Source organism: Pseudoalteromonas sp. TB41, assembly GCF_000497975.1.
Lineage (GTDB): Bacteria > Pseudomonadota > Gammaproteobacteria > Enterobacterales > Alteromonadaceae > Pseudoalteromonas > Pseudoalteromonas tetraodonis.
Map to the genome: position 1 here is coordinate 24,288 of NZ_AUTH01000067.1, position 26,987 is coordinate 51,274.

At 41.4% G+C, this 26,987-nt stretch carries 21 protein-coding genes; 5 read left to right on the top strand and 16 right to left on the bottom strand.

Annotation, left to right across the window (positions count from 1 at the left end):
• Window positions 1-14 precede the first annotated feature (14 nt).
• The 12 genes from L641_RS0108950 to rsmD form a co-directional block, all read right to left on the bottom strand.
• Complete coding sequence (locus L641_RS0108950) at window positions 15-2,555, bottom strand: EAL domain-containing protein (protein ID WP_024601710.1); 2,541 nt, start codon at window positions 2,553-2,555, stop codon at window positions 15-17.
• A gap of 95 nt (window positions 2,556-2,650) precedes the next feature.
• A complete protein-coding gene (purD, locus tag L641_RS0108955; RefSeq protein WP_024601711.1) occupies window positions 2,651-3,937 on the bottom strand; it encodes a phosphoribosylamine--glycine ligase in 1,287 nt (428 codons plus the stop codon).
• 14 nt (window positions 3,938-3,951) lie between these two features.
• Window positions 3,952-4,770: a class I SAM-dependent methyltransferase gene (locus tag L641_RS0108960; RefSeq protein WP_013465965.1), complete on the bottom strand. Its 819-nt coding sequence runs from the start codon at window positions 4,768-4,770 to the stop codon at window positions 3,952-3,954.
• A gap of 109 nt (window positions 4,771-4,879) precedes the next feature.
• Window positions 4,880-6,466 (bottom strand): bifunctional phosphoribosylaminoimidazolecarboxamide formyltransferase/IMP cyclohydrolase, encoded by a 1,587-nt coding sequence (gene purH, locus L641_RS0108965; protein WP_024601712.1) that lies wholly within the window; start codon window positions 6,464-6,466, stop codon window positions 4,880-4,882.
• A gap of 331 nt (window positions 6,467-6,797) precedes the next feature.
• Entirely contained in the window at window positions 6,798-7,088 is a 291-nt protein-coding gene (gene fis, locus L641_RS0108970; protein WP_002957804.1) for a DNA-binding transcriptional regulator Fis, read from the bottom strand.
• Between the two features lie 19 nt (window positions 7,089-7,107).
• Window positions 7,108-8,079, bottom strand: a complete 972-nt coding sequence (gene dusB / locus L641_RS0108975; RefSeq protein ID WP_024601713.1) for a tRNA dihydrouridine synthase DusB — start codon at window positions 8,077-8,079, stop codon at window positions 7,108-7,110.
• Window positions 8,080-8,361: 282 nt separating this feature from the next.
• A complete protein-coding gene (gene prmA / locus L641_RS0108985; protein ID WP_008466387.1) occupies window positions 8,362-9,243 on the bottom strand; it encodes a 50S ribosomal protein L11 methyltransferase in 882 nt (293 codons plus the stop codon).
• Window positions 9,244-9,314: 71 nt separating this feature from the next.
• Entirely contained in the window at window positions 9,315-11,153 is a 1,839-nt protein-coding gene (rpoD, locus tag L641_RS0108990) for an RNA polymerase sigma factor RpoD (RefSeq protein ID WP_024601714.1), read from the bottom strand.
• Window positions 11,154-11,277: 124 nt separating this feature from the next.
• A complete protein-coding gene (dnaG, locus tag L641_RS0108995; protein WP_024601715.1) occupies window positions 11,278-13,029 on the bottom strand; it encodes a DNA primase in 1,752 nt (583 codons plus the stop codon).
• Between the two features lie 160 nt (window positions 13,030-13,189).
• On the bottom strand, window positions 13,190-13,636 hold the full coding sequence (locus L641_RS0109000) for a GatB/YqeY domain-containing protein (RefSeq protein ID WP_008114877.1): 447 nt from the start codon (window positions 13,634-13,636) through the stop codon (window positions 13,190-13,192).
• 19 nt (window positions 13,637-13,655) lie between these two features.
• Window positions 13,656-13,871 carry a 30S ribosomal protein S21 gene (rpsU, locus tag L641_RS0109005; protein WP_002957797.1) on the bottom strand — a complete coding sequence of 72 codons (216 nt, stop codon included), beginning with the start codon at window positions 13,869-13,871 and terminating at the stop codon, window positions 13,656-13,658.
• A gap of 145 nt (window positions 13,872-14,016) precedes the next feature.
• Window positions 14,017-14,622 (bottom strand): 16S rRNA (guanine(966)-N(2))-methyltransferase RsmD, encoded by a 606-nt coding sequence (gene rsmD, locus L641_RS0109010; RefSeq protein WP_024601716.1) that lies wholly within the window; start codon window positions 14,620-14,622, stop codon window positions 14,017-14,019.
• 205 nt (window positions 14,623-14,827) lie between these two features.
• On the opposite strand from rsmD, the gene ftsY reads away from it, so the two are divergent.
• The 5 genes from ftsY to L641_RS0109040 all read left to right on the top strand — a co-directional run bounded on the left by ftsY (window position 14,828) and on the right by L641_RS0109040 (window position 21,986).
• Window positions 14,828-16,936: a signal recognition particle-docking protein FtsY gene (gene ftsY / locus L641_RS0109020; protein ID WP_024601717.1), complete on the top strand. Its 2,109-nt coding sequence runs from the start codon at window positions 14,828-14,830 to the stop codon at window positions 16,934-16,936.
• An 85-nt stretch (window positions 16,937-17,021) separates the two neighbouring features.
• Entirely contained in the window at window positions 17,022-17,699 is a 678-nt protein-coding gene (gene ftsE, locus L641_RS0109025) for a cell division ATP-binding protein FtsE (protein WP_013465956.1), read from the top strand.
• Window positions 17,696-18,682 carry a permease-like cell division protein FtsX gene (gene ftsX / locus L641_RS0109030; RefSeq protein ID WP_008114892.1) on the top strand — a complete coding sequence of 329 codons (987 nt, stop codon included), beginning with the start codon at window positions 17,696-17,698 and terminating at the stop codon, window positions 18,680-18,682. The genes ftsE and ftsX overlap by 4 nt, the downstream gene beginning before the upstream one ends.
• A 241-nt stretch (window positions 18,683-18,923) precedes the next feature.
• Entirely contained in the window at window positions 18,924-19,787 is an 864-nt protein-coding gene (rpoH, locus tag L641_RS0109035) for an RNA polymerase sigma factor RpoH (RefSeq protein ID WP_013465954.1), read from the top strand.
• Window positions 19,788-20,114: 327 nt separating this feature from the next.
• A complete protein-coding gene (locus L641_RS0109040) occupies window positions 20,115-21,986 on the top strand; it encodes a methyl-accepting chemotaxis protein (RefSeq protein WP_024601718.1) in 1,872 nt (623 codons plus the stop codon).
• 58 nt (window positions 21,987-22,044) lie between these two features.
• Here the strand turns inward: L641_RS0109040 and L641_RS0109045 are convergent, their stop codons facing one another.
• The 4 genes from L641_RS0109045 to gpmM form a co-directional block, all read right to left on the bottom strand.
• Window positions 22,045-22,797, bottom strand: coding sequence for a divergent polysaccharide deacetylase family protein (locus L641_RS0109045; protein ID WP_024601719.1), 753 nt, complete (start codon window positions 22,795-22,797; stop codon window positions 22,045-22,047).
• A 67-nt stretch (window positions 22,798-22,864) separates the two neighbouring features.
• A complete protein-coding gene (locus tag L641_RS0109050) occupies window positions 22,865-24,130 on the bottom strand; it encodes a S41 family peptidase (RefSeq protein ID WP_024601720.1) in 1,266 nt (421 codons plus the stop codon).
• 33 nt (window positions 24,131-24,163) lie between these two features.
• Entirely contained in the window at window positions 24,164-25,303 is a 1,140-nt protein-coding gene (locus L641_RS0109055; protein WP_024601721.1) for a peptidoglycan DD-metalloendopeptidase family protein, read from the bottom strand.
• A 3-nt stretch (window positions 25,304-25,306) separates the two neighbouring features.
• Window positions 25,307-26,851 (bottom strand): 2,3-bisphosphoglycerate-independent phosphoglycerate mutase, encoded by a 1,545-nt coding sequence (gene gpmM, locus L641_RS0109060; protein ID WP_024601722.1) that lies wholly within the window; start codon window positions 26,849-26,851, stop codon window positions 25,307-25,309.
• Window positions 26,852-26,987 lie beyond the last annotated feature (136 nt).

The following is a 26,987-nucleotide window of genomic DNA, read 5'->3' on the forward strand; positions in this document are numbered from 1 at the left end:
TGGCCCCAAAGATGTTAAAAAGGGGAGCTTAACATTTTTAGGCGGTATTGGCTGTTCAAGAAGTCTAAATAATTATCATAAGAGAGTGCTTTTGCGTACAAATAGCCTTGGGTACGGTCAGCTTTCATGGTGTTGAGCAACTGGTGAACTTCTTGAGTTTCTACGCCCTCAATCGTGATAGTAAGGCCCAAGTTATGCGCCATATCTATAGCTGTTTGCACAATGACCTGATGAGCCCGGTTATCGGTTAAATCATACACAAACGACTTATCTACTTTAAGTTCATTAAAGTGATAGTTAACTAAGTAGCTAAGTGATGAATAACCAGTACCAAAGTCGTCTAACACCACCTTAACGCCAAGTGTGGCGAGTTCACCAACTAAGGTGACTAACGCATCTTGATTTTCGACAAACGCTGATTCAGTCAGCTCAAACTTCAATAAATGAGGGGCAACCTGATACTTTATTAAAAGGTTTTCTACTTTTTCGGTTAAATTGGCAATGGCTAGGTTTTTTGCACTTAAATTAACGCTAATACTATGTTCAGTTACGCCCTCATTTGCCAGTTTTGCAATGTCTTTGCAGGCTTGCTCTATCACCCAAAGTGTTAATTCATTAATAATACCGGTGTGTTCGGCAAGTAGAATTAGTTTTTCTATGGAAATGTTTTTAAACTCAGTATTAGGCCAGCGTAGTAGGGCTTCGGCACCATTGACACTGTTATCTTTTAAACTAATTTGTGGTTGATAAAACAGAGCGAGCTGATCCGTTCTTATCGCTTGTTGAAGCTTAGCAGCAAGCGCAACGTCCATAGCTAAACTGCTGTCCGCAGATGATGAGCTTACCTTACTTAGACTATGTTTAGCGTTATGTAATGCCAAGTAGCCTCGTTTCAACCAAAATTCAAAGTCATCACGTTTACCAAAGGCACTAATCCCCACGCTGTAATTGAGTTGTAAGTCTAGCCCTTTGATTTGATAGGTTTTTGGTAACTTATTTACTACCCTTTTTAATAACTCTTCGAGCGTGTGTGGGCTTTGGTTTTTAGTCGAGATACAGGCAAAAACACCGCTACCTAAATCAGCAATTTTAGCGGGTTGATTAATGCCATTACTTAAGTTAAAAAATTCTCTCTCAAAGCTCAATTGGCATTCTAATTCGTGCGCAACATGCTTAATTAATTCATATCCTTGGGAGGGCGTAATAATGGTATTTAGCGAGTTAAAATGACGTATTTTAACCAAACATAAAGTGGTGGAACGTTGCTGGGCTTTGAGTGCCATAAAGGCATACTTTAACTTTGCGCTATTGAGCAGTTTTGTTTGCTGGGTATGCGTGGCATGATATAAAGCGCGCTCACGCTGATAACGAACCCGATCGGCAAGTGCCATGGCCATGAGGACAATTTCACATAAGATGGCCATTAAAAAAGCATGACGTATTGAAAAGCTATAAGTGATAACGCCTGTAAGCTCTAAAGGCTGAATGGCTGCACCAATAATCAATGGCACCCATGAAAATACGTAAAACTTAGCCCATCTAAAGCCACTTTTTAATTTGTTATAAATTAAAATAAAGCAGACGATATAAAGTAATCCCAAAATTACAAAAAATATGGGGGCAGCTATATTTTCGGGAATAAAAAAGCTTAATGTACCGAGCACTAGCATTAGCCAGAGTAAACCAACACTTAATTTATAACGCCAGCAACGGTCTTTATGATATCGCAAAAACATGGTGCAAAAAGCGAGAGTGAAAAACGCAATAGTGTAATTAACGACAATTATTTTTTCGTGAATAAACAACTGCCATTCTAGCGGCCATAAATAAAAACCAAACCCCAGAACGGTGCCCATTAATGCTATAGCACTAATAATGTAGCCAATATAAACTAAGTACACGCGGTCTTTAATGCCAAAATAGAGTAATAGGTTATATAGTGAGGCCATTAATAAGACACCCGCGAAAATTCCCCAAATGCCTGTTTGTGAGCGAACTAAGTCAACAAATACATTATGGCGATATAAGTGAATTGGAGTTTTACTGATCCCCACAGTATCTATTTTTATAATTAGTCGTTGTGTAGATTGGCCATCGAGGTTAAAGCGAATGTGGGGCACGCTGTACTTAAATAAAGTAAGACGTGGCTCTTTATCGCCAAGCTTATAAGTGTCGAGTAGTTGGTTGTTACTATTGAGCCGATATATGGTGAGATGATCTACCATCGGGTTATCAAAGTGGGCAACCACATCTTCTTGTTGGCTGCTTTTGTTTTCTAAATCGAGGCGTAACCAATAATTTTGCTGTTCAAAGCTCCAAGGTATATCGTTAAATTCTTGCTGTGTAAATAGCGCCTGCTTGGTCATTACTTCTTCAAAACTTTGTGTTTTGCTTTTGTCTATGTAATACGCATGATCGAGGTAAACAGGGGTTATTTTATCTATGGTATAGCGTGATGGCATCACAAAGTTTGTTGCCAATGTGCTGATAATAAAAAAGATAAAAATAAGTATTACAACTGCTACCGCATGGTAGCGCAAGGTTTTAAATTCCAATATTAATCTATGTCCAGATTACTTTTTTATAGTGTAGCAGTAAAAAGCGCAGATAATCTGCGCTTTTATAAAATTTACTCGTTAGTTATCAATCGTTATGATTGTTCACGAGCAATTGCGCGATAAGCAATGTCAGTACGGTATTCCATGCCATCCCAGTTGATTTCATCAACCAGTTTATAGGCACGCTGCTGCGCTTGTGTAACTGTATTACCCAGTGCAGTAGCACACAGTACACGACCACCGGCAGTCACTATGCTATCGCCGTCTTGCTTAGTCCCTGCATGGAAGACTTTTTCGCCTTCAGGGTAAGTTACTTTCAAGCCACTGATAGCATCGCCTTTCGGGTAACTATCAGGGTAGCCTTTAGCGGCTAAAACAACACCTACTGCAGCGCGTGAATCAAACTCAATGGTGGTTTTATCAAGCTCTACACGGTTAGCAGCTTCAATCAATTCAACTAAGTCTGATTGTAAGCGTAGCATCATAGGTTGTGTTTCAGGGTCGCCAAAACGACAGTTATATTCAATAACCTTTGGTGTGCCTGTCTCATCTATCATCAAGCCTGCATACAAAAAGCCAGTGTACGGATGGCCTTCGCTAGCCATACCTTCTACCGTTGGGTAGATCACTTCGTTCATAATGCGCTGATGAATTTCATCGGTTACTACAGGCGCTGGTGAGTATGCACCCATACCGCCAGTGTTAGGACCTTGATCGCCATTGTAAGCGCGTTTATGGTCTTGGCTGGTTGCAAACGGCAGTACGTTTTTACCATCAACCATGACAATAAACGACGCTTCTTCACCTTCTAAAAACTCTTCAATGACCACACGGCTACCGGCGTCACCAAAGGCATTACCCGCAAGCATATCGCGAATAGCCTCTTCAGCCTCGCGTTCGTCCATAGCAACAATCACGCCTTTACCAGCCGCTAAACCATCGGCTTTAATAACAATCGGTGCGCCTTTTTCTTTTAAATAGGCAAGCGCAGGGTCGATTTGTTCAAACGTTTGGTAATCAGCGGTTGGAATAGCATGGCGTGCTAAAAAGTCTTTAGTGAACGATTTAGACCCTTCAAGCTGGGCAGCACCGGCGGTTGGGCCGAAAATAGCTAAGCCGTGTTCACGGAACTTATCAACAACCCCTAATACTAGCGGTACTTCAGGGCCAACAATGGTTAGCTCAACATTATTTTGTTGTGCAAAGCTTAGCAGTCCATCAAGGTCTTCAACGTTAATTGCTACGTTCTCAAGTTTTGGCTCAAGGGCTGTGCCCGCATTACCTGGAGCAACATAAACAGTGTTAACTTTTGTATTTTGAGCGGCCTTAAACGCAAGTGCGTGTTCGCGGCCGCCGCTGCCAATGACTAATACATTCATGGCGAATATCCTATTTAAAGCGGTTTTTTAAATTTCAGCGTCATACGGTCGCTTTCACCTATGGCTTTATATTTAGCGGCATCTTGCTCGCCAAGTCTAAGGCTCGGTGGAAGGGTCCATACCCCTTTAGGGTGATCGGCTGTATCAAGAGGGTTTGCATTAATATCGCTTTTTGCTTCAAGTTCAAAACCAGCTTGTTCAGCAAGTGCAATAACCACACTTTGCTTCATATAACCTGATGATTTTTGCATCTCATCATCTTGCTCTTCTGGTAGGCGGTGTTCAACCACACCTAAAGTGCCGCCTGGTTTAAGTGCTTTGTAAAAAGACTTAAACGCATTGCTTGCAGCTTCTTTATCTTTGCTCATGTACCAGTTATGAACATTACGAAAAGTCAGTACCATATCGGCGCTAGCCGCAGGAGCAATATCTAAATGTGTAGATGGGGCAAACTCAGTGAGTTTAACGTGACTAAAGCGGGCATCTTCAGCGATTTTAGCCTTAAAGCCAGCAAGAGAACGTTGGTAATAACCAACCGATGAATCAGCAGGGAAGTGCGCAGCATAATAGGTGCCTTGCTCTTTCAGCGCTGGCGCTAAAATTTCACTGTACCAACCACCACCTGGGGCAATTTCTACCACGGTCATAGATGGTTTAAAGCCAAAAAATTCGAGTGTTTCTACAGGGTTGCGGTATTGATCGCGCTCACTGCTACGCTCGCTTGCTTTAACTGCATTTGTTAATGCTGAGTCGTGGCCATGGTTATGTGCCAACGCCATTGTTGAGCTTAATGACAGTGTGGCAACCAGTAGAGATTTTAGTGCAAATTTCATCGTCTAATCCTTCACATTATAATTTTTAGTCATGGTTATAGAATAAGCAGAATACGTGAATTTGGTGCAAACAAAAAGAGCTAACTGAAGCAGTTAGCTCTTTAAGCGATTAATGGCGGAAATGGCGCATACCGGTAAACACCATTGCCATTCCAGCTTCGTCAGCGGCCGCAATCACTTCTTCATCGCGCATTGAACCACCTGGTTGGATAACAGCAGTAATGCCAGCCTCTGCAGCTGCATCAATACCATCGCGGAATGGGAAGAATGCATCTGATGCCATCACTGAGCCTTTTACTTCAAGGCTTTCATCAGCGGCTTTAATACCGGCAATTTTAGCTGAGTAAACGCGGCTCATTTGGCCCGCACCTACACCTATTGTCATACCGTCGCGGGCATAAACAATGGCGTTTGATTTAACAAATTTAGCCACTTTCCAGCAGAATAATAAATCTTTAAGCTCTTGCTCAGAAGGCTGGCGCTTAGAAACAACCGTTAAGTCGCCTTGCGTTACCATACCTAAATCACGGTCTTGAATTAGAACGCCGCCATTAACGCGTTTAATGTCATGGCCTGTGCCTTTAGCAGAGAACTCACCACACTCTAATAAACGTACGTTTTGTTTAGCTGATACTATTTGAGCGGCTTCTGCACTCACGCTTGGCGCAATAATAACTTCAACAAATTGACGTTCAACAATCGCTTGTGCAGTTTTTGCGTCAAGTTCTTGGTTAAAAGCAATAATGCCGCCAAACGCTGACGTTGGATCAGTTTTAAAGGCGCGATCGTATGCTTCTAAGATATTATCACCAATTGAAACACCACATGGGTTAGCGTGTTTTACAATTACGCACGCAGGTACATCAAATTCTTTTACACACTCAAGTGCAGCATCGGTGTCGGCAATATTGTTAAACGATAATGCTTTACCTTGCAGTTGAGTCGCTGTTGCCACTGACGCTTCAGTGATGTCGTTCTCAACATAAAACGCGGCATCTTGATGCGAATTTTCACCGTAGCGCATATCTTGCTTTTTAGTGAATTGCATATTGATAGTACGCGGGAACTTAGTATCGATAGCAGCTTCCTCTGTGTAATCAGGAACCATTTTACCGAAGTAGTTAGCAATCATGCCATCGTACTGCGCTGTATGCTCATACGCTGCAATAGCTAAGTCAAAGCGAGTTTTGTAAGTTGTTGAGCCGTTGTTATTTTGCATTTCGCTAATAACACGGTCGTAGTCGCTTGCGTTAACAACAATCGTCACATCTTTGTGATTTTTAGCTGCCGCACGTACCATGGTTGGGCCACCAATATCGATGTTTTCAATAGCATCTTCAAGGCTGCAGTTTTCTTGAGCGACAGTATTCGCAAAGGGGTATAAGTTAACTACAACGATGTCGATAGCAGAGATATTGTTATCTGCCATTACGTCTTCATCTTGGCCACGACGAGCAAGAATGCCGCCATGAATTTTTGGATGTAGGGTTTTTACGCGACCATCCATGATCTCAGGGTGACCGGTGTGATCTGATACTTCAGTTACTTTAATTGCATTGTCAGCAAGTAGTTTACACGTGCCGCCAGTTGAAAGTATTTCAACACCTTGTGCTTCTAGTGCACGGGCAAATTCAACAATACCGGTTTTGTCTGACACACTCAAAAGTGCGCGACGTATAGGACGATGTGTATCCATTGTAGTTTGATTTCCTCAGTTAATGAGCTAGCTTAGAAGCGCGTATTTTAACTGATTACGACTCAAAAAACGACTTATAACGACCCATAAAGCGTGAGCATTTTGCAATTTCGTTAATAAATTTTACAAATAAAAAAAGCACCCTAAGGTGCTTTTTACTCAAAATACTTTATACCAGCTGTATTGGATTAGTAAGCAATTATAACGACAAAGAAATAAGTCAATAACAAGGCAAAAATTTGCTGTGTAGTTATTCTACATAAAAAATTTTTAACGCAGTTAGGGGCTTATTTAGCTCGTTAGAATGATTACGGTTTCAATATAGCTGGTATTAGTTCATACCGTATTTTTTAAGCTTTTTACGTAAAGTACCACGGTTGATACCTAGTAAAATTGCCGCACGAGTTTGATTGCCACGTGTGTAAGTCATTACTTCTTCAAGCAATGGCGCTTCTAGCTCAGAAAGAACAAGGTCGTAAACGTCTTGCACATCTTGACCGTTAAGCTGCTTTAAGTAGTGGTGAACAGCTTTTTTCACTGCATCACGCAATGGCTGCGGTTTCTCGTGTGACTGAACATGAGGGTTAGTGATAAATGGAGAAGTCACGTTTTGTTCGAACATTATAAAGTCTCTTTCTTTCTTAGTTAGCTGCTAGTGTTTTAAAGTATTGCTCTAATGCGACGACCTGTGCCTCTGAATTGTCGAGCGCATTAAATACTCGCCTAAACTGACCGTCACTGTCATGGGTTTGCAAATACCAAGATACATGTTTGCGAGCGATTCGTGCTCCCATTGGCTCACCGTAAAACACATGGAGGTTGGTTAAATGCTCCATTAAAATACTGCGCACCTCTGCTATAGCAGGTGGCTGCATATGTTCACCAGTTCGCAAATAGTGGTCTATCTCCCTAAATATCCAAGGGCGACCTTGGGCGGCTCGACCAATCATAATGGCATCTGCACCCGTATAGTCCAAAACCTGCTTTGCTTTTTCAGGTGATGTAATATCACCATTAGCAACGACAGGTATCGACACTGAACGTTTTATATCCCTAATTGTGGCGTACTCAGCATCACCTTTATACATACATGCGCGCGTGCGCCCATGTACAGCCAGTGATGCAATGCCATAACGTTCAGCTATTCTTGCAATCTCTACACCATTACGGTTGTCCTGATCCCATCCGGTACGGATTTTAAGTGTCACAGGTATATCAACCGCATTTACTACGGCATCAATAATCTCTTCCACGAGTTCTGGAAACTGTAATAAGGCTGAGCCTGCAAGTTTCTTGTTCACTTTTTTTGCTGGGCACCCCATATTGATATCTATGATCTGTGCACCGTTTGCAACATTGAATTGTGCGGCCTGTGCCATAAGCTCAGGGTCTGCTCCTGCAATTTGCACCGCACGTATACCCGACTCACCAGAATGATCCATTCGGTTCATCGACTTTTCGGTTTTCCAAACCTTCGGATTAGACGACAGCATTTCAGACACAGCAAGGCCAGCGCCTAAACGACGACATAGCTGTCTAAATGGTCTGTCCGTTATGCCCGCCATAGGCGCGACAATGACATTATTCTCAAGTTGGTATGAACCGATACGCACGATATTCAATAGGCCTCTTTTCAAGGGGCGCTAAGTTTACGGCTTTTTACGCAAAAATCAAAGGCTATAAATTGAACAAAAGTGACTTTTTTTTGCTCTTTTCGTATTGACATTTGATAACCGTATGACGAAGCGGTTTATTTGTGTGAATTTTGAACGGCTGTTACTTTTATAATAAAAAATCTTTATTTTTTATTATGTAAAAAAATAGTAAAGCCTGTTAAATACAGGCTTTAGATAAGACTTTTGAGTTAATACTCTAAATTTTTTAATAACGCACTATTACGCTTTTTTAGTGCCACTTACTCGGGTCCAATCGCCTTCAATGGCAATTTCATCGAGCTCAATAAAGGGCGCGTATATGTCAGCAACCGATTGTGCTTGTTCTTCTAAAATTCCCGACATCGCAATTTTACCGCCTGGCTTTAATAATCCTAAAATAACACTATGAAGCTCACGCAGTGGTTGCGCTAAAATATTTGCTACTACAATGTCAGCAGTAAACTCAGGTTGGTTTTCTGGAAGGTAAACTTCAAGCTTGTCAGCAACGCCATTACGATTAGCGTTATCTAGGCTTGCTTCTAGCGCTTGTGGGTCTATATCTATCCCAATCATGCGCTCAGCACCTAATTTAATTGCTGCAATGCCTAATATGCCTGAGCCACAGCCAAAATCGACCACGGTTTTACCAGTTAAGTCTTGGCTTTCAAGCCACTTTAAACACAGTGCCGTGGTGGCGTGTGTGCCAGTTCCAAATGCAAGGCCTGGATCAAGCAGTACATTGACTGCGTCAGGGTCTGGAATATCGCGCCAGCTAGGACAAATCCAGAGTTTTTCGCCAAATTGAATAGGGTGAAAGTTATCCATCCACTCACGTTCCCAGTCTTTATCTTCGAGTTGCTCAATTTTGTAAACTAAATTGTCTTTTAGCTCATCATGGCGCTTCAATAACGCAACCACTGCATTCATGTCGTGATTAGCTTCGAATAGACCTATCACTGTGGTGTCAGCCCAAAATACAACAGTGCCAATTTTAGGCTCATAGATAGGCGTGTCTTTTGCATCAATAAAAGTAACAGAAGCACTGCCTGCTTCCATTAATAGGTCACTGACTGCATCAGCAGTTGCAGCATTGGCATTGATACGGATTTGGATCCAAGCCATGTTTATTTCCTTGAAATAGAAAAAAGGCCGCTACAGCGGCCTTTTAAGTTAACTCATAATGTAACGCTAGATTATTTAGCGTCTAAAAAGCTTTTCAGTAAATCAGAGCGAGAAGGGTGACGTAATTTACGCAGTGCCTTCGCTTCAATTTGACGAATACGCTCACGTGTTACGTCAAACTGTTTACCTACTTCTTCTAACGTGTGGTCGGTATTCATATCAATACCAAAACGCATACGTAGTACTTTCGCTTCACGGGCTGTTAAGCCAGCGAGCACGTCGTTAGTTGCGCCACGAAGAGACTCCATTGTTGCCGAATCGATTGGCGAATCAATAGTCGTATCTTCGATAAAGTCGCCTAAGTGCGAATCTTCATCATCACCAATTGGTGTTTCCATTGAAATTGGCTCTTTTGCAATCTTAAGTACCTTACGGATTTTATCCTCAGGCATCATCATGCGTTCAGCTAATTCTTCTGGATTTGGCTCACGACCCATTTCTTGTAACATTTGACGTGAAATACGGTTCAACTTATTGATCGTTTCAATCATATGTACTGGAATACGGATGGTTCTTGCTTGGTCAGCAATAGAGCGCGTAATTGCTTGACGGATCCACCACGTAGCATAAGTTGAAAACTTATAACCACGACGGTATTCAAACTTATCAACCGCTTTCATCAGACCAATGTTACCTTCTTGGATTAAATCTAAGAACTGTAAACCACGGTTGGTGTATTTTTTAGCGATTGAAATTACAAGACGTAAGTTTGCTTCTACCATCTCTTTTTTAGCACGGCGCGCTTTCGCTTCACCAATACTCATGCGACGGTTTATATCTTTAATACGTTCAATGCTTAAGCCAGTGCTTTCTTCCATTGAAGTAAGTTTGCTAATACAACGAAGTATTTCAGGCTTCACTTCTTCAAGTTTAGCTGAGTGCTTTTCGTTTGCTGCAATTTCAATATCAAGCCATGCTGTGTCAGTTTCGTTGTTTGCAAAGTGCTTAACAAAGGTTTTCTTTGGAAGCTTTGAAACTTGTACTGCATGCTTCATGATAAGACGTTCTTGAACGCGAACTCTGTCCATCATTTCACGCATGTTATTAACCATGCGATCAAACTGTTTAGGCACGAGTTTAAAGGTTCTGAACAGCTCACCAATTTCTAAAATAGCGGCTTGAGACTCTGGGTGAGAGCGACCCTTTTTATCGAATGTTTCACGTGCTTTAGTATATAAATCACGTAAATTTTCGAAATGGATGCGCGCTTCTTCAGGATCTGGACCTGTATCTACTTCTTCTTCGTCTTCATCATCGCTGTCATCGTCATCGCTATCATCAAGCTGTTTTTCACTTAATTCAGAACCAATGTTGGTGGCAGCAATAGGTGGTGCTTCTTCTGCATCAGGATCGAAAAAGCCAGAGATAATATCGCTAAGACGCATCTCTTCTGCTTCAAACTTATCCCACTGTTCAAGTAGGTAAGTGATCGCTTCAGGGTATTCAGCAACCGAAATTTGAACTTGGTTAATGCCTTCTTCAATACGCTTAGCGATAACAATTTCGCCTTCACGGGTAAGAAGTTCAACAGTACCCATTTCACGCATATACATGCGAACAGGGTCAGTTGTACGGCCAATTTCTTTTTCTACAGTAGCAAGGGCTGCAGCGGCAGCTTCCGCTGCGTCTTCGTCTGTCGTGGTTTCTTGCATCATTAATTCATCGGCATCAGGCGCGTTTTCGCTAACCTTGATACCCATGTCATTAATCATGCTAATGATATCTTCTACTTGATCTGAGTCGATAATATCTTGTGGAAGGTGATCATTAACTTCTGCAAAAGTTAAGTAACCTTGCTCTTTACCTTTTTGAATCAGAAGTTTTAATTGTGACTGAGGAGTTGGATCCATAGAGATTGTTTCTTCCACTCTGATAAGTTGATACAACAGGCGCCATCATGGAGTTTGCTCAAAGGCTAACCAGAATAATGTGACGCAGTTAATAGCACAGTATAACAGCCTAAATCAAATCTGACTAGCTGTTCGTTGCTTTTAACGCTGTCATTAGTAAATGACATTCTAGTCGTTCGTCGCTATTTAGGCCCTGTGTCTTGTCTTTTATTAATAGGGTCTCTAGTCGATAATTTAAACACTGATCTTCAATAAATTTAAAAGTATTTTGAAAAACAGTCTCTAAACGCTCTTCATCTATTTGATGTTGCCATGTCGCCAACTTAGTTAATGGCTCATAGTCATCAGTGTCTCTAAATGATTCGAGAATTTGTGCAGTGGTAATGCCATCTTTTTGTAACGCTTGATGTTGTAGGCGTAATAACAAGCCGATTCCTGCAATATTCATTTGTGCTAAATCAGGCAAGTAGGGCACGCTTTTTGCCAAATTAGGGTGCTGAACTAAAATGCCTATCGCTTGGCGCATCGGTGTAATTTTAAATTTACGTTCAATTGCCTGCTGCTGTTTTGGTGTTTTTAAGTGATTATTGAGTTGCTCACGGGTGCGACCAATTAATCTGCCAAGTTGCTCCAAGATATTTTCTTGATAAAACTCACTTGGGATTTTTTCAATTAATGGCAGTGCTGCACTGAGTAACTTAGCCTTACCGGAATCGAGCGTTAAATCAATTTCTTTACTGAGTTTATTAAACAGCACTTTAGTGAAGTCATCGGCGTTTTCTAGCCGCTGCTCAAAAGCCTCTTTACCTTCTTGTTGAACGAGTGAATCAGGGTCTTCACCATCAGGTAGAAATACAAAATGCAGTGCTTTGCCATCGTTTAAGTAAGGAAGTGCATTTTCCAGTGCACGCCACGCGGCATCTTTACCTGCACGGTCACCGTCGTAGCAACAAATAACTTTGTCAGTGGTTCTAAATAAGGTGTGCATATGCTCGCTGGTTGTCGCTGTGCCGAGTGCGGCAACTGCGTATTCTATGCCTTGTTCAGCCAGCGCAACAACGTCCATATAACCTTCTACTATGAGTACATGATCGAGTTTTTTATGTGCTTGTTTTGCTTCATAAAGGCCGTAAAGTTCAAAGCCTTTGTGGAATATTCGTGTTTCAGGAGAGTTTAAATATTTTGGCCCCTGATCTGCTTGCATTACACGGCCACCAAAAGCAATGACGCGACCGCGTTTATCACGAATAGGAAACATTAAACGATCACGGAAAAAATCGAATTGCTTACCTGGCGTTTTTTCAGATGCGAGCTTTAGCTCAACTAATTGCTCTTTTTGTTCTTGATTACGTCCAAGCTGTTGGCAGAGGCCTTCCCATTCGCTGGGCGCATAGCCCATCATAAACTTTTTAACTGTTGCGCCGCTTAAGCCGCGACCTTTTACATAGTCTATTACTGTTTCAGAATTACTATGATGTTTTAACTGGTGTTGATAAAAACGCGCTGCATGGAGCATTAAATCGTAGTCAGAACGTTTTTGTGCTGCGGTGCGTTCTGGGCCATTACTACTTCCTTGTTCGCGAGGAACATCTAGGTTAAGTAAACTGGCTAGCTCTTCAATTGCATCAACAAACTCAAGTTTGTCATATTCCATAACAAAAGAAATAGCATTGCCGTTAGCGCCACAGCCAAAGCAATGATAAAACTGTTTATCTTGCGATACAGTAAACGAAGGCGATTTTTCATTGTGAAAAGGACAGCAAGCTTGATAGTCTTTGCCTGCTTTTTTCAACCCTACCTTTGAGTCAATCAGATCGACAATATCGGTTCGTGCCAATAAATCATCGATAAAGTTGCGTGGGATCTTTCCAGCCATTGTTTAAAGTACAGCCCTAAGGTAAATATAAAAGTGTTAAAAGCGAATTATAATACGCAGAGATTGGAACACAAATGCATATTTTTTTGAAGTGCTCTAAACGAAGAAACCGAGCTCAAGGCTCGGTTTACTTCAATCATACTTAATGTATGTGGGAGTATTAGGCAGTTAATCGTTGCTTAATTAAACCTGAGATTTTACCCATATCGGCACGACCTTCGGCTTTGCTTTTGATTATACCCATTACTTTACCCATGTCTTGCATACCTGCTGCGTTAGTATCAGCAATAGCCGCGTCAATGAGAGCAATGATTTCTTCTTCACTCAATTGTTGAGGTAAAAAAGCTTCAAGTGCTGTAATCTCATTGGCTTCAATTTCAGCTAAATCATCACGCCCAGCATCTTTGTACTGAGTGTAAGAGTCGCGACGTTGTTTAACAAGCTTCACTATAACGGAGGTAATACCTGCGTCGTCTAGTGTTATTTGCTCGTCAATTTCACGTTGCTTGATTGCAGCAAGTACCATGCGAATAGGATTAAGACGTTGTTTGTCTTTAGCTCTCATCGCATCTTTTTGCGCATCTTTTAGCGTTATTAAAAGGCTCATTTATACAAGACCTAATATATTAGTATAATTTAACGCGACGAGCGTTATCACGAGAAAGTTTTTTCATGTGACGTTTAACAGCAGCTGCTTTTTTACGCTTACGCTCAGCTGTTGGTTTTTCATAGTGCTCGCGACGACGAACTTCTGAAAGGATACCTGCTTTTTCACATGAACGCTTGAAGCGACGAAGTGCTACGTCAAACGGTTCGTTCTCTCTTACTTTAATTACTGGCATTAAAAATTCACCTACCTAAATTATGAGCGTTGCTCAAGTTGATCAAACATTGATCAAGTGGTTCAAAAATGGTGCGGTATTGTAATCCGAAGCAACACCACATGTAAAGGATAATATTAACAGAAACCCGACCGCTAAAACAGTGCTAATTTATATGCCGTTGGTATAGCCTGCAAAAAACTTGCCCAGCTTTTTTCTCTTTTATTAACAACCAGTTATTAGGTGCTTTGAACGAAGTTAACTCGGTTTCTACTTCAACATATATTAGTGCGTCAGGGTCGAGCCATTGATTATTTTCTAATAAATCACAGCATGATTGGGCTAAATTTTTGCGAAATGGCGGGTCAATAAAAACTAAATTAAATGTGTCATTGGTGTTTTTGCTTTCAAGAAAGGTCAGGGTATTAGTATTGAGTACCTGTGCATTTTGCGCATTAAGGGTGGCAACATTTTGCGTTAGCTGTTTTGCTGCTAACGGATCAAGCTCTAAAAATGTGGTGTTTTTAGCAAAGCGAGATAGCGCTTCGAACCCTAAACCTCCGGAACCGGCAAAGCAATCGAGAGTACGCGCATCGCGGGTATCGTGCATTAACCAATTAAATACTGTTTCTTTTATTCTGTCGGTTGTAGGGCGCAAGCCTTGAACGTCTTTTACTGGCAGTTTTCGACCGCGAAATTGGCCGCTAATGATTCTAATAACGCCATCGACTGATTTATGGGTGGTGTTATTTGGTGTGATTTTTTTTCTCATTTAACTCACTAAAAATTGGTATCTATGATCTAGCTCAGATAATATTGCAATCATATCACGGCGTGTCATTTTTCAACTGCGCTAAAAGTGTTACTATTATGCACCCTCGAGGATAACGTGTTGCTAAAAAGCAATTATTTAGGCTTAAAAGCACGCTATCATTATCGTTAGTTTATCAGATTTTTATAAGTGGTTATTAGCAAGTATGGCAAAAAAAAGTAAATTCATGTCGTGGCTCGGTTTTGGCAAGTCAGATAAAAAACAAGCAGAAGCTGATAAACAACAAGCATTGGCAAACGAGCAGGCAGAAAAAGCCGAACAGGAGCGCTTAGCAGCAGAGAAAGCCGAGGCAGAGCGTTTGCAAGCTGAAGCCGAACGTTTAGAACAAGCCCGAATTGCAGCTGAACAAGCTGAAGCAGAACGTTTAGCGCAAGAGCAAGCTGAAAAAGCCGAACAACAAATAGCTGCCGAAAAAGCAGAGACAGAGCGTTTAGAGCAAGAAAAACAGGCGCAAGCACAACGCGCTGCGGCAGCAGAAAAACAAGCGATTGAACAAGCTAACGCTGAGCTATTGGCTAAACAACAGGCAGATGCCGAGCAGCAAAGACAAGAGCAAGCTCAACGTTTAGCTGAGCAAGAAGCGCAAATGTTGTTAGAGCAAGAGCGTATAGCAGCTGAAAAAGCAGAAGCTGAACGTTTAGAACAAGAAAAACAGGCGCAAGCACAACGCGCGGCGGAGGCAGAAAAACGAGCGATTGAACAAGCTAACGCTGAGCTATTAGCTAAACAACAGGCGGATGCAGAGCAGCAAAGACAAGAGCAAGCTAAACGTTTAGCTGAACAAGAAGCGAAAATGTTGTTAGAGCAAGAGCGTATCGCGGCTGAACAAGCTGAGCATGAGCGATTAGAGCAACAGCGTATTGCAGCAGAGCAAGCTGAAAATGAGCGCTTAGAACAACAGCGTATTGCAGCAGAGCAAGCTGAGAATGAGCGCTTAGAACAACAGCGTATTGCAGCAGAGCAAGCTGAGCAAGCTGAGCATGAGCGCTTAGAACAACAACGCATAGCAGCAGAGCAAGCTGAGAATGAGCGCTTAGAACATCAGCGTATTGCAGCAGAGCAAGCTGAGAATGAGCGCTTAGAGCAACAGCGTATTGCAGCAGAGCAAGCTGAAAATGAGCGTTTAGAACAACAGCGTATTGCAGCAGAGCAAGCTGAGCATGAGCGTTTAGAGCAACAGCGCATTGCAGCAGAGCAAGCAGAGAATGAACGTTTAGAGCAAGAACGTATTGCAGCTGAAGAAGAGGCTGAGCGTCTAGAGCAACAGCGACTGACCACAGAGCTTGCAGAGGAAGAAGCAAAAAAAGCGGAAAAACCTAAAAAAGAAGGTTTTTTCTCTCGCCTCAAAAAAGGCTTACTGAAAACACGCGTTAATATTGGTTCTGGCTTTGCCTCAATTTTCAGCGGTAAAAAAATTGACGATGAGTTATTTGAAGAATTAGAGACTCAGTTACTCACTGCCGATCTTGGTGTTGATACCACCATGAAGCTAATCGATAGCCTGACCGACGCCGCTGATCGCAAGCAGCTTAAAGATGGTGATGCGCTTTATGAATTAATGAAGCAAGAAATGGCAACTATGCTGAAAACAGCAGAGCAGCCTTTAGAAATACCAGCAGACAAAAAACCTTTCGTTATCCTTATGGTAGGTGTAAACGGCGTAGGTAAAACCACCACTATTGGTAAAATGGCGAAACAATTTCAAAACCAAGGTAAATCGGTAATGCTTGCTGCCGGTGATACATTTAGAGCCGCAGCAGTAGAGCAGCTTCAAGTTTGGGGTGAGCGTAATAGTATTCCTGTTATAGCTCAGCACACTGGTGCTGATAGCGCCTCAGTGGTATTTGATGCTTTTCAAGCCGCTAAAGCGCGTAATGTTGATGTGTTAATTGCCGATACAGCAGGGCGCTTGCAAAATAAAGATAACTTAATGCAAGAGCTTGAAAAAATAGCCCGTGTGATGAAAAAAGTAGACCCAGATGCACCGCATGAAGTGATGCTGACAATTGATGCTGGCACAGGCCAAAATGCTATTAGCCAAGTAAACTTATTTAACCAATGTGTAGGTCTAACCGGTATCACACTATCAAAGCTTGATGGCACCGCTAAAGGCGGGGTTATTTTTGCTGTTGCTGATAAGTTTAATATTCCTATTCGTTACATTGGTGTAGGTGAAAGTATTGATGATTTACGCACCTTCAAGAGCGATGACTTTATTGATGCGCTATTTAGCCAAGATGAGGACGACGTTTAATTTACCAAAAGGGAGCCTGCTCCCTTTTTAATTGCAAGGAATACCAATTGCGTTAGGACGTTTAATGAGGTTGGCATAATAAAAAATGATAAATTTTCAGCAAGTAAGTAAAACCTATGCCGGTGGGCATCGCGCGCTTGAAAAAGTGAGTTTTCATATAAAACCAGGCGAACTGGCTTTTTTAACGGGCCACAGTGGTGCCGGTAAAAGTACACTTTTAAAGCTTATTAGCTTGATGGAACGCCCTTCTGCGGGCAATGTGTTTATCAATGGCGTGGATTTAAATAAGTTAAATTCACGACAAATTCCGTATGCACGCCGCGACATTGGTATTATTTTTCAAAATCATCGTCTATTAGAACGATACACGGTGTTCGATAACGTTGCTTTGCCCTTAATTATTGAAGGGACTCACCACAAGCAAATTGCCAAGCGTGTGCATGGCGCGCTCGATAAAGTGGGCTTGTTAGATAAAGTACGCTGTCATCCCTCCACGCTCTCTGGCGGTGAGCAGCAACGTGTAGGGATTGCACGAGCCATTGTTAATTCTCCTCCTATACTATTAGCTGATGAACCTACCGGTAACCTTGATCCTGAGTTATCGATGGAAATATTACGCCTGTTCGAAGATTTTAATAAGCATGGCACCACGGTTTTAATTGCCACCCATGACTTGGGGTTAGTATCACGAATGAAGTATCGTAGCTTAACGCTTCATGATGGCCGGATGAGCCAAGATCCACTGGCTGAGGGTGTATTATGAGTTTACTGTTCAAAAGCCGTCAAAATAGTAATGATAAACAAAAAAAATCCGTATTCTCTGGCGGTTACTTTTTCATTATTAATATTTTTCGCCAAGGTGTGTACAGTCTTGGGGAAATGTGGCGCACGCCATTAGCCTCTATGATGACCATTGCTGTTCTGGGTTTGAGTTTAACCTTGCCCGCAACGTTATACTTAGTGGTAAAAAATGTGCAGCAAGTGAGTAGTGGTTTTGAGCAAGCCAGCGAAATATCCTTGTTTGTAAAAGAAAATATGAGCGAGCAAGAAACGCAAACCTTAGTTAAACGTTTAGCGCTATATCCCGAAATACAAACTGTGACTTTTATTTCTCGCACTGAGGCTTTGGATGAGTTCAAAGAAATGTCTGGCTTTGGTCAGGCTTTAGAATATTTAGATACCAACCCGTTACCGAATGTAGTTTTAGTCACACCAACACAACGACATAGCCAACCTAATGCAGCTAAGCAATTGCTTAAAAAACTTGAAGCCGAACGCGAAGTTGACTTTGGTAAGCTTGATATTGCTTGGCTTGAGCGCCTAAATGCATTACTAAGTTTGTTAAAAGAGAGTGTAATTACTATTGCGCTATTATTACTTACCTCAGTGACGCTTATTATAGGCAATACAATTCGTTTATCTATTATGGATAAAAAAGAAGAAATACAGGTAATGAAGCTAGTAGGGGCAACCAATACCTTTATACACGCTCCCTTTTTATGGACTGGCATTTGGTATGGCGTGATTGGCGGATTGTTTGCCTTTATTTGTGTAGCATTAATGATGTGGTGGCTATCTGCTGCGGTAAGCAGTGTTGCAGGGGTATATCAAACCAGCTTTACGCTAATAGGGCTTAGCCTTAATGAATTTGGCGCGTTGGTATTGTTGGCCACTAGCTTAGGCTTTATTGGTTCTTACTTATCGGTTAACCGTTACATCTCAGAAATAGAACCCGATAAGGTTTAGGGCCCTAATATAATTCTTAAAACTGTCATGTTTTAAGTTTAAAATTATAAAAAGCCAAAGCAAAAAGATTAATCTTTGCTTTGGCTAAACCAATTCATAGGTTATTCAGTCGTCTAGTGTAGACTGACTTAACACTAAAAAAACCACTTGATTTATGATTCAAAAAAGTTTTAAATTCAAGTTAGCACTCTTACTAAAAGAGTGCTAAGATGGTTTCAAATGTTTATCACCGAGGTGAAAAATGAGTAAAGATTTATACGCAATGGCACTTACAGTTGGGCAACAAAGCGCAAGTATGGACGGCTACCTTCAAGCTGTTAGTACTATTCCTATGCTTAAAGTTGAGCAAGAGCAGGAACTTGCAAAAAAACTTCAGGAAGAAGGCGATCTTAGTGCTGCAAAGCAACTCATTATGTCGCATTTGCGCTTTGTAGCGCACATAGCTAAAAGCTACTCGGGTTACGGGTTACCTCAAGCTGATTTAATTCAAGAAGGTAACATCGGACTGATGAAAGCAGTAAAACGTTTTGACCCATCAGTGGGTGTACGTTTGGTTTCATTTGCGGTTCATTGGATCAAAGCCGAAATTCATGAGTTTGTGCTTAAAAACTGGCGTATCGTAAAAGTTGCGACGACCAAAGCGCAACGTAAACTGTTTTTTAATCTTCGTAAAAACAAGAAACGTTTAGGCTGGTTTAACCAAGCTGAAGTGAGCACAGTAGCGAGCGAGCTAGGTGTGAGTGAAAAAGAAGTTCGTGAAATGGAGTCGCGTATGAGCGGCCAAGACATGGGCTTTGACTTAACAGGCGACGATAACGACGATGCGCCAACGAGTACTTACTCACCAGTGCAATACTTAACGGATGGTTCTGCTGACTTAGCCGATGATATTGAACAGCAACAATGGCAAGAGCAGTCGCATACGCGATTATTTAGTGCTTTGAAAACCCTCGATGAGCGTTCTCAAGATATCGTTAGCGCACGCTGGTTGTCAGATGATAAAGCAACACTGCAAGAGTTGGCTGAAAAATACAGCGTATCAGCAGAGCGTGTTCGCCAGCTGGAAAAAACAGCAATGAAAAAATTACAAAGTGCGATGAGTTAATCGTACTTTAAAAGTTATAAAGCCCTGCATGAAAATGCGGGGCTTTTTTTTAGTTAAAAAAAGAGGTTAACAAAAAGTATCGTTTTTCATATTTTGCTTACCTCTAGTCACATCTGTATATCTTTTAATTAAATATACCCTAGTTAAAGTTAATGAATAAGTTTGGTTTTAATTTAAATACATGATTTTAGTTTGTTTTTAATTTGGGTATATGAAAATATTCGCGCACCTGAGCGACTTGTCGTTCAAACCGTAGCCTAAATTAAATTATTAATTGCTGTGCTTATTGCCTTTCAATTTCATTTAACGCGAGTATTTACACTCAATATGAACTCATATTCACTAAAGAAAAAGATCTTGCTATCGGTGGTTCTTGCCCTAGCCGTTATTATTGTATTGCTATCGTGGAATAGCTACACCTCTCAAAAAGCGTTACTGTTAAAAAGCAGTATTGATAATGTAAGTCAGTCTGGTAAGCAACAAGCTGCGAGTATTGAAGATTGGCTAGCTAGTCGTCAGCAGATCATAGAGTCAGTTGCGAGTAAGGTTGAGGGCAATACGCTCAGCGCATTACAGCAAGCCAAAGTGTCGGGTGGTTTTCAATTAACTTACTTTGGAGATAGTATCGGGAAAATGACTGACTCTGATCCAAGTATTGATCGAACCGGCTACGACCCGCGCACTCGTCCATGGTATAAACAAGCACAGCTGAAAAATGGCGCCGTAATTACCAAACCTTATTTAGATACTGCGTTTAATCAGTTGGTTGTTTCTATTGCTAAAACCACACAAAGTGGCGTGGTAGCGGGTGATTTATCGATTGAGTCTTTAGTTAATGATGTTAATACTATGTCTTTACCGGCAAATGGGTATGCCATCATGATGCATCAAGATGGCACTGTGATTGCCTATAAAGACACTAAAAAAGTAATGGCAGATATTACGCATATTGACTCGAAAATAAATCACCAATTCATTTTATCTAATAGTCAAAACGGTGAATTTACTCCCCTTTATTTTAAAGATGAAGGCCGAGAGAAGCTTGTTTGGGGTGAAAATATAAATAATACCGATTGGCAGTTGCTATTTGTATTGGATAAACAAACTTTAGAGGCTCCGCTTATTAGTTTATTGCTGACCCAATTAGTGCTGGTTGCAGTAGCACTTTTATTGAGCGTGTTGGCTATTTCATGGTTATTAAGTGTGTTGCTTGCGCCGTTAAGCCGAGTATCTCAAGCGTTATCAACAATTGCTGATGGTAACGGTGATTTGACCCAGCGTATTAGTGTTGATACACAAGATGAAGTTGGGGTGCTGGCTGATAGTTTTAATCGCTTTGTAAGTAGCCAGCATGAACTTATAAGCCATATTCGCCAGTTAGCTACTGATTTAGATTTTGATGCAGAGAAAAGCTTAATCACCAATCAAAACAGTGTCAGTGAGTTGCAGCGTCAGCAACAAGAAGTAGCGATGGTTGCCACTGCGGTCACAGAGATGGCAAGTGCAACCCATGAGATTGCTGCTAATGCCGAAAATACCGCGACGGCATCACAGCAGTCAGCGCAAAGTAGTCGTGAAGGTAAACTGTTAGTTGATAAAACCAGAAATACGATTAATTCACTTGCGAGTGAAATAGACCAAACAACCACCGTCATTGGCGAACTAAGCTTACATGCTCAGGCTATATCGAGTATTTTGACTACCATTCAAGAAATTGCTGAGCAAACAAATCTCTTAGCACTCAATGCCGCAATAGAGGCTGCCCGTGCTGGTGAACAAGGGCGTGGCTTTGCAGTGGTTGCCGATGAGGTGCGTGTACTATCAAGAAGAACGCAAAACTCCACAGCAGAAATTTACACCACCATAGAAACCTTACAAAATACGACCAAAAAAGCAGTGAGCTTGATGGACAGCAGTAAGGGGTATGCTAACAATAGTGTGGATGATGTTAATGCAGCAGCTCATGCACTAGAGGAAATCACCTTAGCAGTGAATGAAATTTCTGATATGGCGGGTCAAATAGCGGTTGCAGCAGAAGAGCAAACGCAAGTGACTAATGAAATTACTCGAAATACGGTCGCCATTAAAGATGTAACCGATGAAATTACTACCTCAGCAACTGCGCATTTAAGCCAAGCTGAAGTATTAAAAGACAGAGCTACAGATTTAAATGCTAAAGTAGCGACGTTTATTTTATAAATATAATGCGCGTAAGTGAGTTAAATTAGCTGACAGGGTAGGGTGTTTACTTACCCCATCAGTTTAATGAAATAGCTTGTTGTTGAGCTATTTGTACATATTTACGTTCGACCAGTTGCGATACTGGCACCAGTTCAAATCCTTGCTCACTTAATTGCGGCAAAGCGTGGCGTAAAAAATCGATGGTTTCGGGATAGGGATGCGCTATTGCAATGGCAAACTGATACTTAGTTGCTTTTGATTTTAGCTCTTCTAATCTTAATTGTAGCTGCTCGGTGGTCGTTATATTGTCTAAAAATACATGTCGGCTAATGTTTTCCACTCCCAAAAAGTTGGCTGCATTCTGAGCTTGGCTTAATTCAGTTGTACGGCTATCAAGAAAATACAGCTGGCGTTTTTTGAGTACTTCCATGGTCCATTTCATTGCTTGGCTTTGTTGAGTCAGCGCAGAGCCCATATGGTTATTAACTCCTTTAACTTGCGGTAAACTGGCCAGCGCATTCCCGAGCGTTTGTTGAAGTTGTGCTTTATCCATATTTAAAGTGAGCGCACCAGGCCCGAGTTTTTTACCATTTAAAGCCTGCATAGGAACATGCAACAGGAGCTCTTTATTTGACTGACTAGCAAGGGTTGCAAATATTTGAGAATAGGGGGTGTGGGGCAATATTGAATAGGACAACTGCCCAGGTAAACTCAGGAATTCTAAATCACGTTGATGATAACCTATATCATCGATCACTATGGCTATTTGCTTGGCTTTAACAGCACTCGATGTTGCAAATAAGGCTAAAAACAGCCCAGCTAACACCATTAAATTTATAGTTTTCACGTTTTATAATTTTTATTATCTTTGTCGTGTTTAAAATAATTTACCGAATTTAGTGCATGTTGAGTAGCTGTTTTGCCTTGGTTAACTGGATATCGGCTAAATCTTCAGTGCTAAAAACGGTGTTTTGTTCTAATTGTTCATTTTTTATTATAACGGCTTTATTTGTTTGTGGAAGCGTTGTTTGATTAATCGCCACATTCGGGGTCACGCCAATACCTTCAATCGATTCCCCTGATGGCGTAAAGTAGCGTGCGGTAGTTAGTTTTAAGGCGGTATCACCATCGCCTAATGGAATGAGTGATTGTACCGACCCTTTGCCAAATGACTGACTCCCCACTATTTTTGCACGCATATTTTCTTTTAGTGCTGCAGCCAGTATTTCTGCTGCAGAGGCTGAGTTTTCGTTAATCAGTACAACAATAGGTGCGCCTTTTAAAATATCGCCGCGTTTAGCGTAAAACGACTGATTAGAATCATAAAAACGTCCTTTGGTCGTTACAATTAAGCCATCTTGAAGAAACAGGTCTGCTACCGCAACTGCACTCTTTAAAGTGCCTCCCGGGTTATCTCTTAAATCAATAATTAGGCCTTTTAATGAATGGCCATAATGGTTTTGCATAGCGGCTATTTGTAAGGCAACTTCATGCAAGGTGTGGTTTGAAAAGGTATTTATAGCAATATAACCGCTACCAGCATCAAGTAGTTGCTTAGTTACACTGGCCAGTTTTATTTGTTTTCTGCTGAGGTTAAATATGAGCGGTTTTAGATTGTTATTTCGGATAATACTTAGTTGTACTTTATTGTTGGAGCTGTCTTTGATGTATTGTGCAACTAAATCAATCGGACTGTTTTCTACATAGTGCTGATTAACGGCAGTAATTATATCGCCTGAGCGAAGTCCTGCTTGTTTGGCTGGTGAATTATTAATTACTTTAACAATCGTGGTGCGTTGCTCGATGCTTTTTACTTCTATACCTAGGCCGGTATAGCGACCATTGGTATTATCAAATAACGCATTTAGCTCATTTTTATCTAAATATTTAGAGTAGGGATCGAGTTTAGAGTATAAGCGTTCAAATTGAGACGAGTTGTATTCAATGTATTCACTGTTATGCAGTGCTAAATCATCAACGTAGTAGGTATGAATATTAAACAGTATTTCATTTATTTTTTGGCTTTCTAAATCTTTGACCGAACTGGCATGAGCATTATTTATAAAGCCAAAAAGTGCCAATAAAAAAAACAACTGCAAACAAAACCAAAACATTGGTTTTGTTTGCGATACTTTTTTTTGGCAAATGTGTGTGTTTATCATAACTGCCTCTACTAGGATGCAGTTATTTTGATATTAAATACGCCTGCACCATTTTATGGGATTAACAGCACGCCCTTTATGACGTATTTCAAAGTATAGACCAGAATCAGCTTGTCCACCGCTTTGCCCAACTAATGCAACACTTTCACCTTCTCTGACCATATCACCCACGTCTTTTAGCAAGGTTTGTGCATGCCCGTATAAGCTCATAAAGCCTTCTCCGTGGTCCACAACAATCACCCAGCCGTAACCTTTTAACCAATCTGCAAATACCACCTGACCGTTATGAATGCTATTTACTGAAGTGCCCTCTGCAGCAGAAATTAATACGCCTTTCCAGTTAATTCCGCCGTGCTTACGTTGGCCAAACTTGTGCGTTAGTTTGCCTTTACTCGGCCAGCTTAATCTTCCTTTATTTTTATTTAGGCCCAATAGCTCAATTTTTGTGGTTTTTTCTTCTTCAAGTTCTTTAATAGTTGCGATCAGCGTTTGTTCGTTCTCTTCTAAGTAACTAATTGAATTTTTTGTTTTATTTAACTGCTTTTTTAGATTTTTTAGGCTGGCTTGGCGCTCATTTTTAGCGTCAAGAAGCGCTGCTTGTCGCCTTTTTTGTTCATCAAATAAAGCAACTAGCTTTTCTTTTGTTTTTTCAAGCTCAGCTTGGTTTTTCGCAATTTCTATTTGCAGCGCTTTAAGTTCATCAAGCTGCTTTATGCGGGCTTTATTTAAGTAGTTGTAATAGCTAAGCGTACGTTCAAATTTAGCGGTATTTTCTTGGTTAAGCAGCATTTTTGAATAGTCATCACTACCTGCCATATAAGCACTTTTTAACTGTGCTGCTAACACACGCTGAAATTGGGCTTGTTGTTTTTCAAGCTTTATCGCGCGTTGTTGTTGCTCTGCTTGCTGTTGTTGTGTTTTTTTAACTGATTGCTCAGCCATATTGAGTGCTTTAGCGTTTTTCGCTATAGCGAGTTCATGTGCTTTTAGTTTTTGCTGCTGTTTAGCTATTTCTTTTTGCTGTTGTTGATATTCAGCTTGGCTTTGCTCTAAAGCCACTTGAACTTGGGATAGGTCTTTTTTGGTACGATCTTCATTAGCCACGGCAACGCCAGTGACTAATGAATGCAGTACACAGATACACGCAATGACGCGGTATGCGCTTTTTTTCATAGGTTATTTCAACACCATAATTGGCGACCCTGTCATTTCTGCAGGTTGCTCTAACCCCATTAAATGCAGCATAGTAGGTGCAACATCGCTCAAGGCTTTGCCTGAATAAGCTTGTGCATCGCGACCTACATAAATAAACGGCACGGGCTCACTGGTATGTGCTGTGTGCGCTTGGCCTGTTTTAAGGTTTGCCATTTGCTCTGCATTGCCATGATCGGCGGTAATAAGTGCTTCGCCGCCATATTCTTTCAATGCATCCACTACACGGCCAATACAGTTATCTACTGCCTCACAGGCTTTAACTGCAGCCTCAAATACACCTGAATGACCGACCATGTCGCCATTAGGGTAGTTACAAATAATGGCATCGTATTTTCCACTTTTTATTGCTTCTACTAGCTTATCGGTAAGCATTTTTGAGTTCATTTCTGGCTGCAAATCATAAGTTGCAACCTGAGGTGATGGGATAAGTTCACGGGTTTCGCCGTCAAACTCATCTTCTCGTCCACCACTGAAGAAAAAGGTAACATGAGCATATTTTTCAGTTTCAGAAATACGCAGTTGAGTTTTACCTTGTTTTTCAAACCATTCGCCAAGTACGTTATTAAGCGGCGTGGTGCCAAAAGCAACAGGCGCATCTATATCGGCTGCGTATTCAGTCATCATCACAAAGGCACTAAGCTCGGGCGATTTTTTCTTATTAAAGCCGTCAAAGCCTGGTTCTACAAAGGCGCGGGTTATTTCGCGTGCGCGGTCTGCTCTAAAGTTTGCAAATATAACGGTGTCGCCATCATTTACTTTTACAGGTTCGCTGCCTTTAGGAGTGATCGTGCTGGCTGCTACAAATTCGTCATTTTCATCGCGCTCATAAGCGGCATTTAGTGCACTTACGCCTTCTTCATAATCAAAATCACCTTCACCTAAGGTGATTAAATTATAGGCTTTTTCAACACGGTTCCAGCGGTTGTCTCTGTCCATGGCATAGTAACGGCCAATTAGTGAGGCTAAACGGCCACATTTAAGTTCGCTAAATAAGGCTTCAATACGCTCAATAGACGCTTTAGCACTACGCGGTGGTGTATCGCGTCCATCTAAAAAGGCATGAAAGTACACCTCTTTAGCGCCGCGTTTTGCAGCCAGTTGTATACTGGCAACAATATGATCTTCGTGGCTATGCACGCCACCTGGACTTAACAGTCCCATAATGTGTACAGCTTTGTTGGCATGAACGGCTTTATCAATGTTTTCAAGCAGTGCAGGGGTTGTATCAAATTCGCCATCATCAATGGCTTTAGTGATGCGGGTAAAGTCTTGATAAACAATACGACCGGCACCTAAGTTAACATGACCAACCTCAGAATTACCCATTTGACCATCAGGAAGACCCACATCTAAACCCGATGCTGAAATTAATGTATGAGGGCGCGTTGCCCAAAGCTCATCTAACACAGGGGTATTAGCAGCTAAAATGGCATTGCTTTGCTCATCTTCTCTGTATCCCCAGCCATCTAAAATCATTAATACCAGTGGTTTTTTATGCTCTGTCATAGTCACTCCTATTAGGGTCTGTTGACCTTTGCGGATTAAAATTTGTTCAAACTAGGGGCGGTTTAATCGCGGCGCGAGGTTTGTAACCTAGTGGGCTAAGTAAAAACCGAGCAAAGCTTCCGCGTCCTGCTCACGC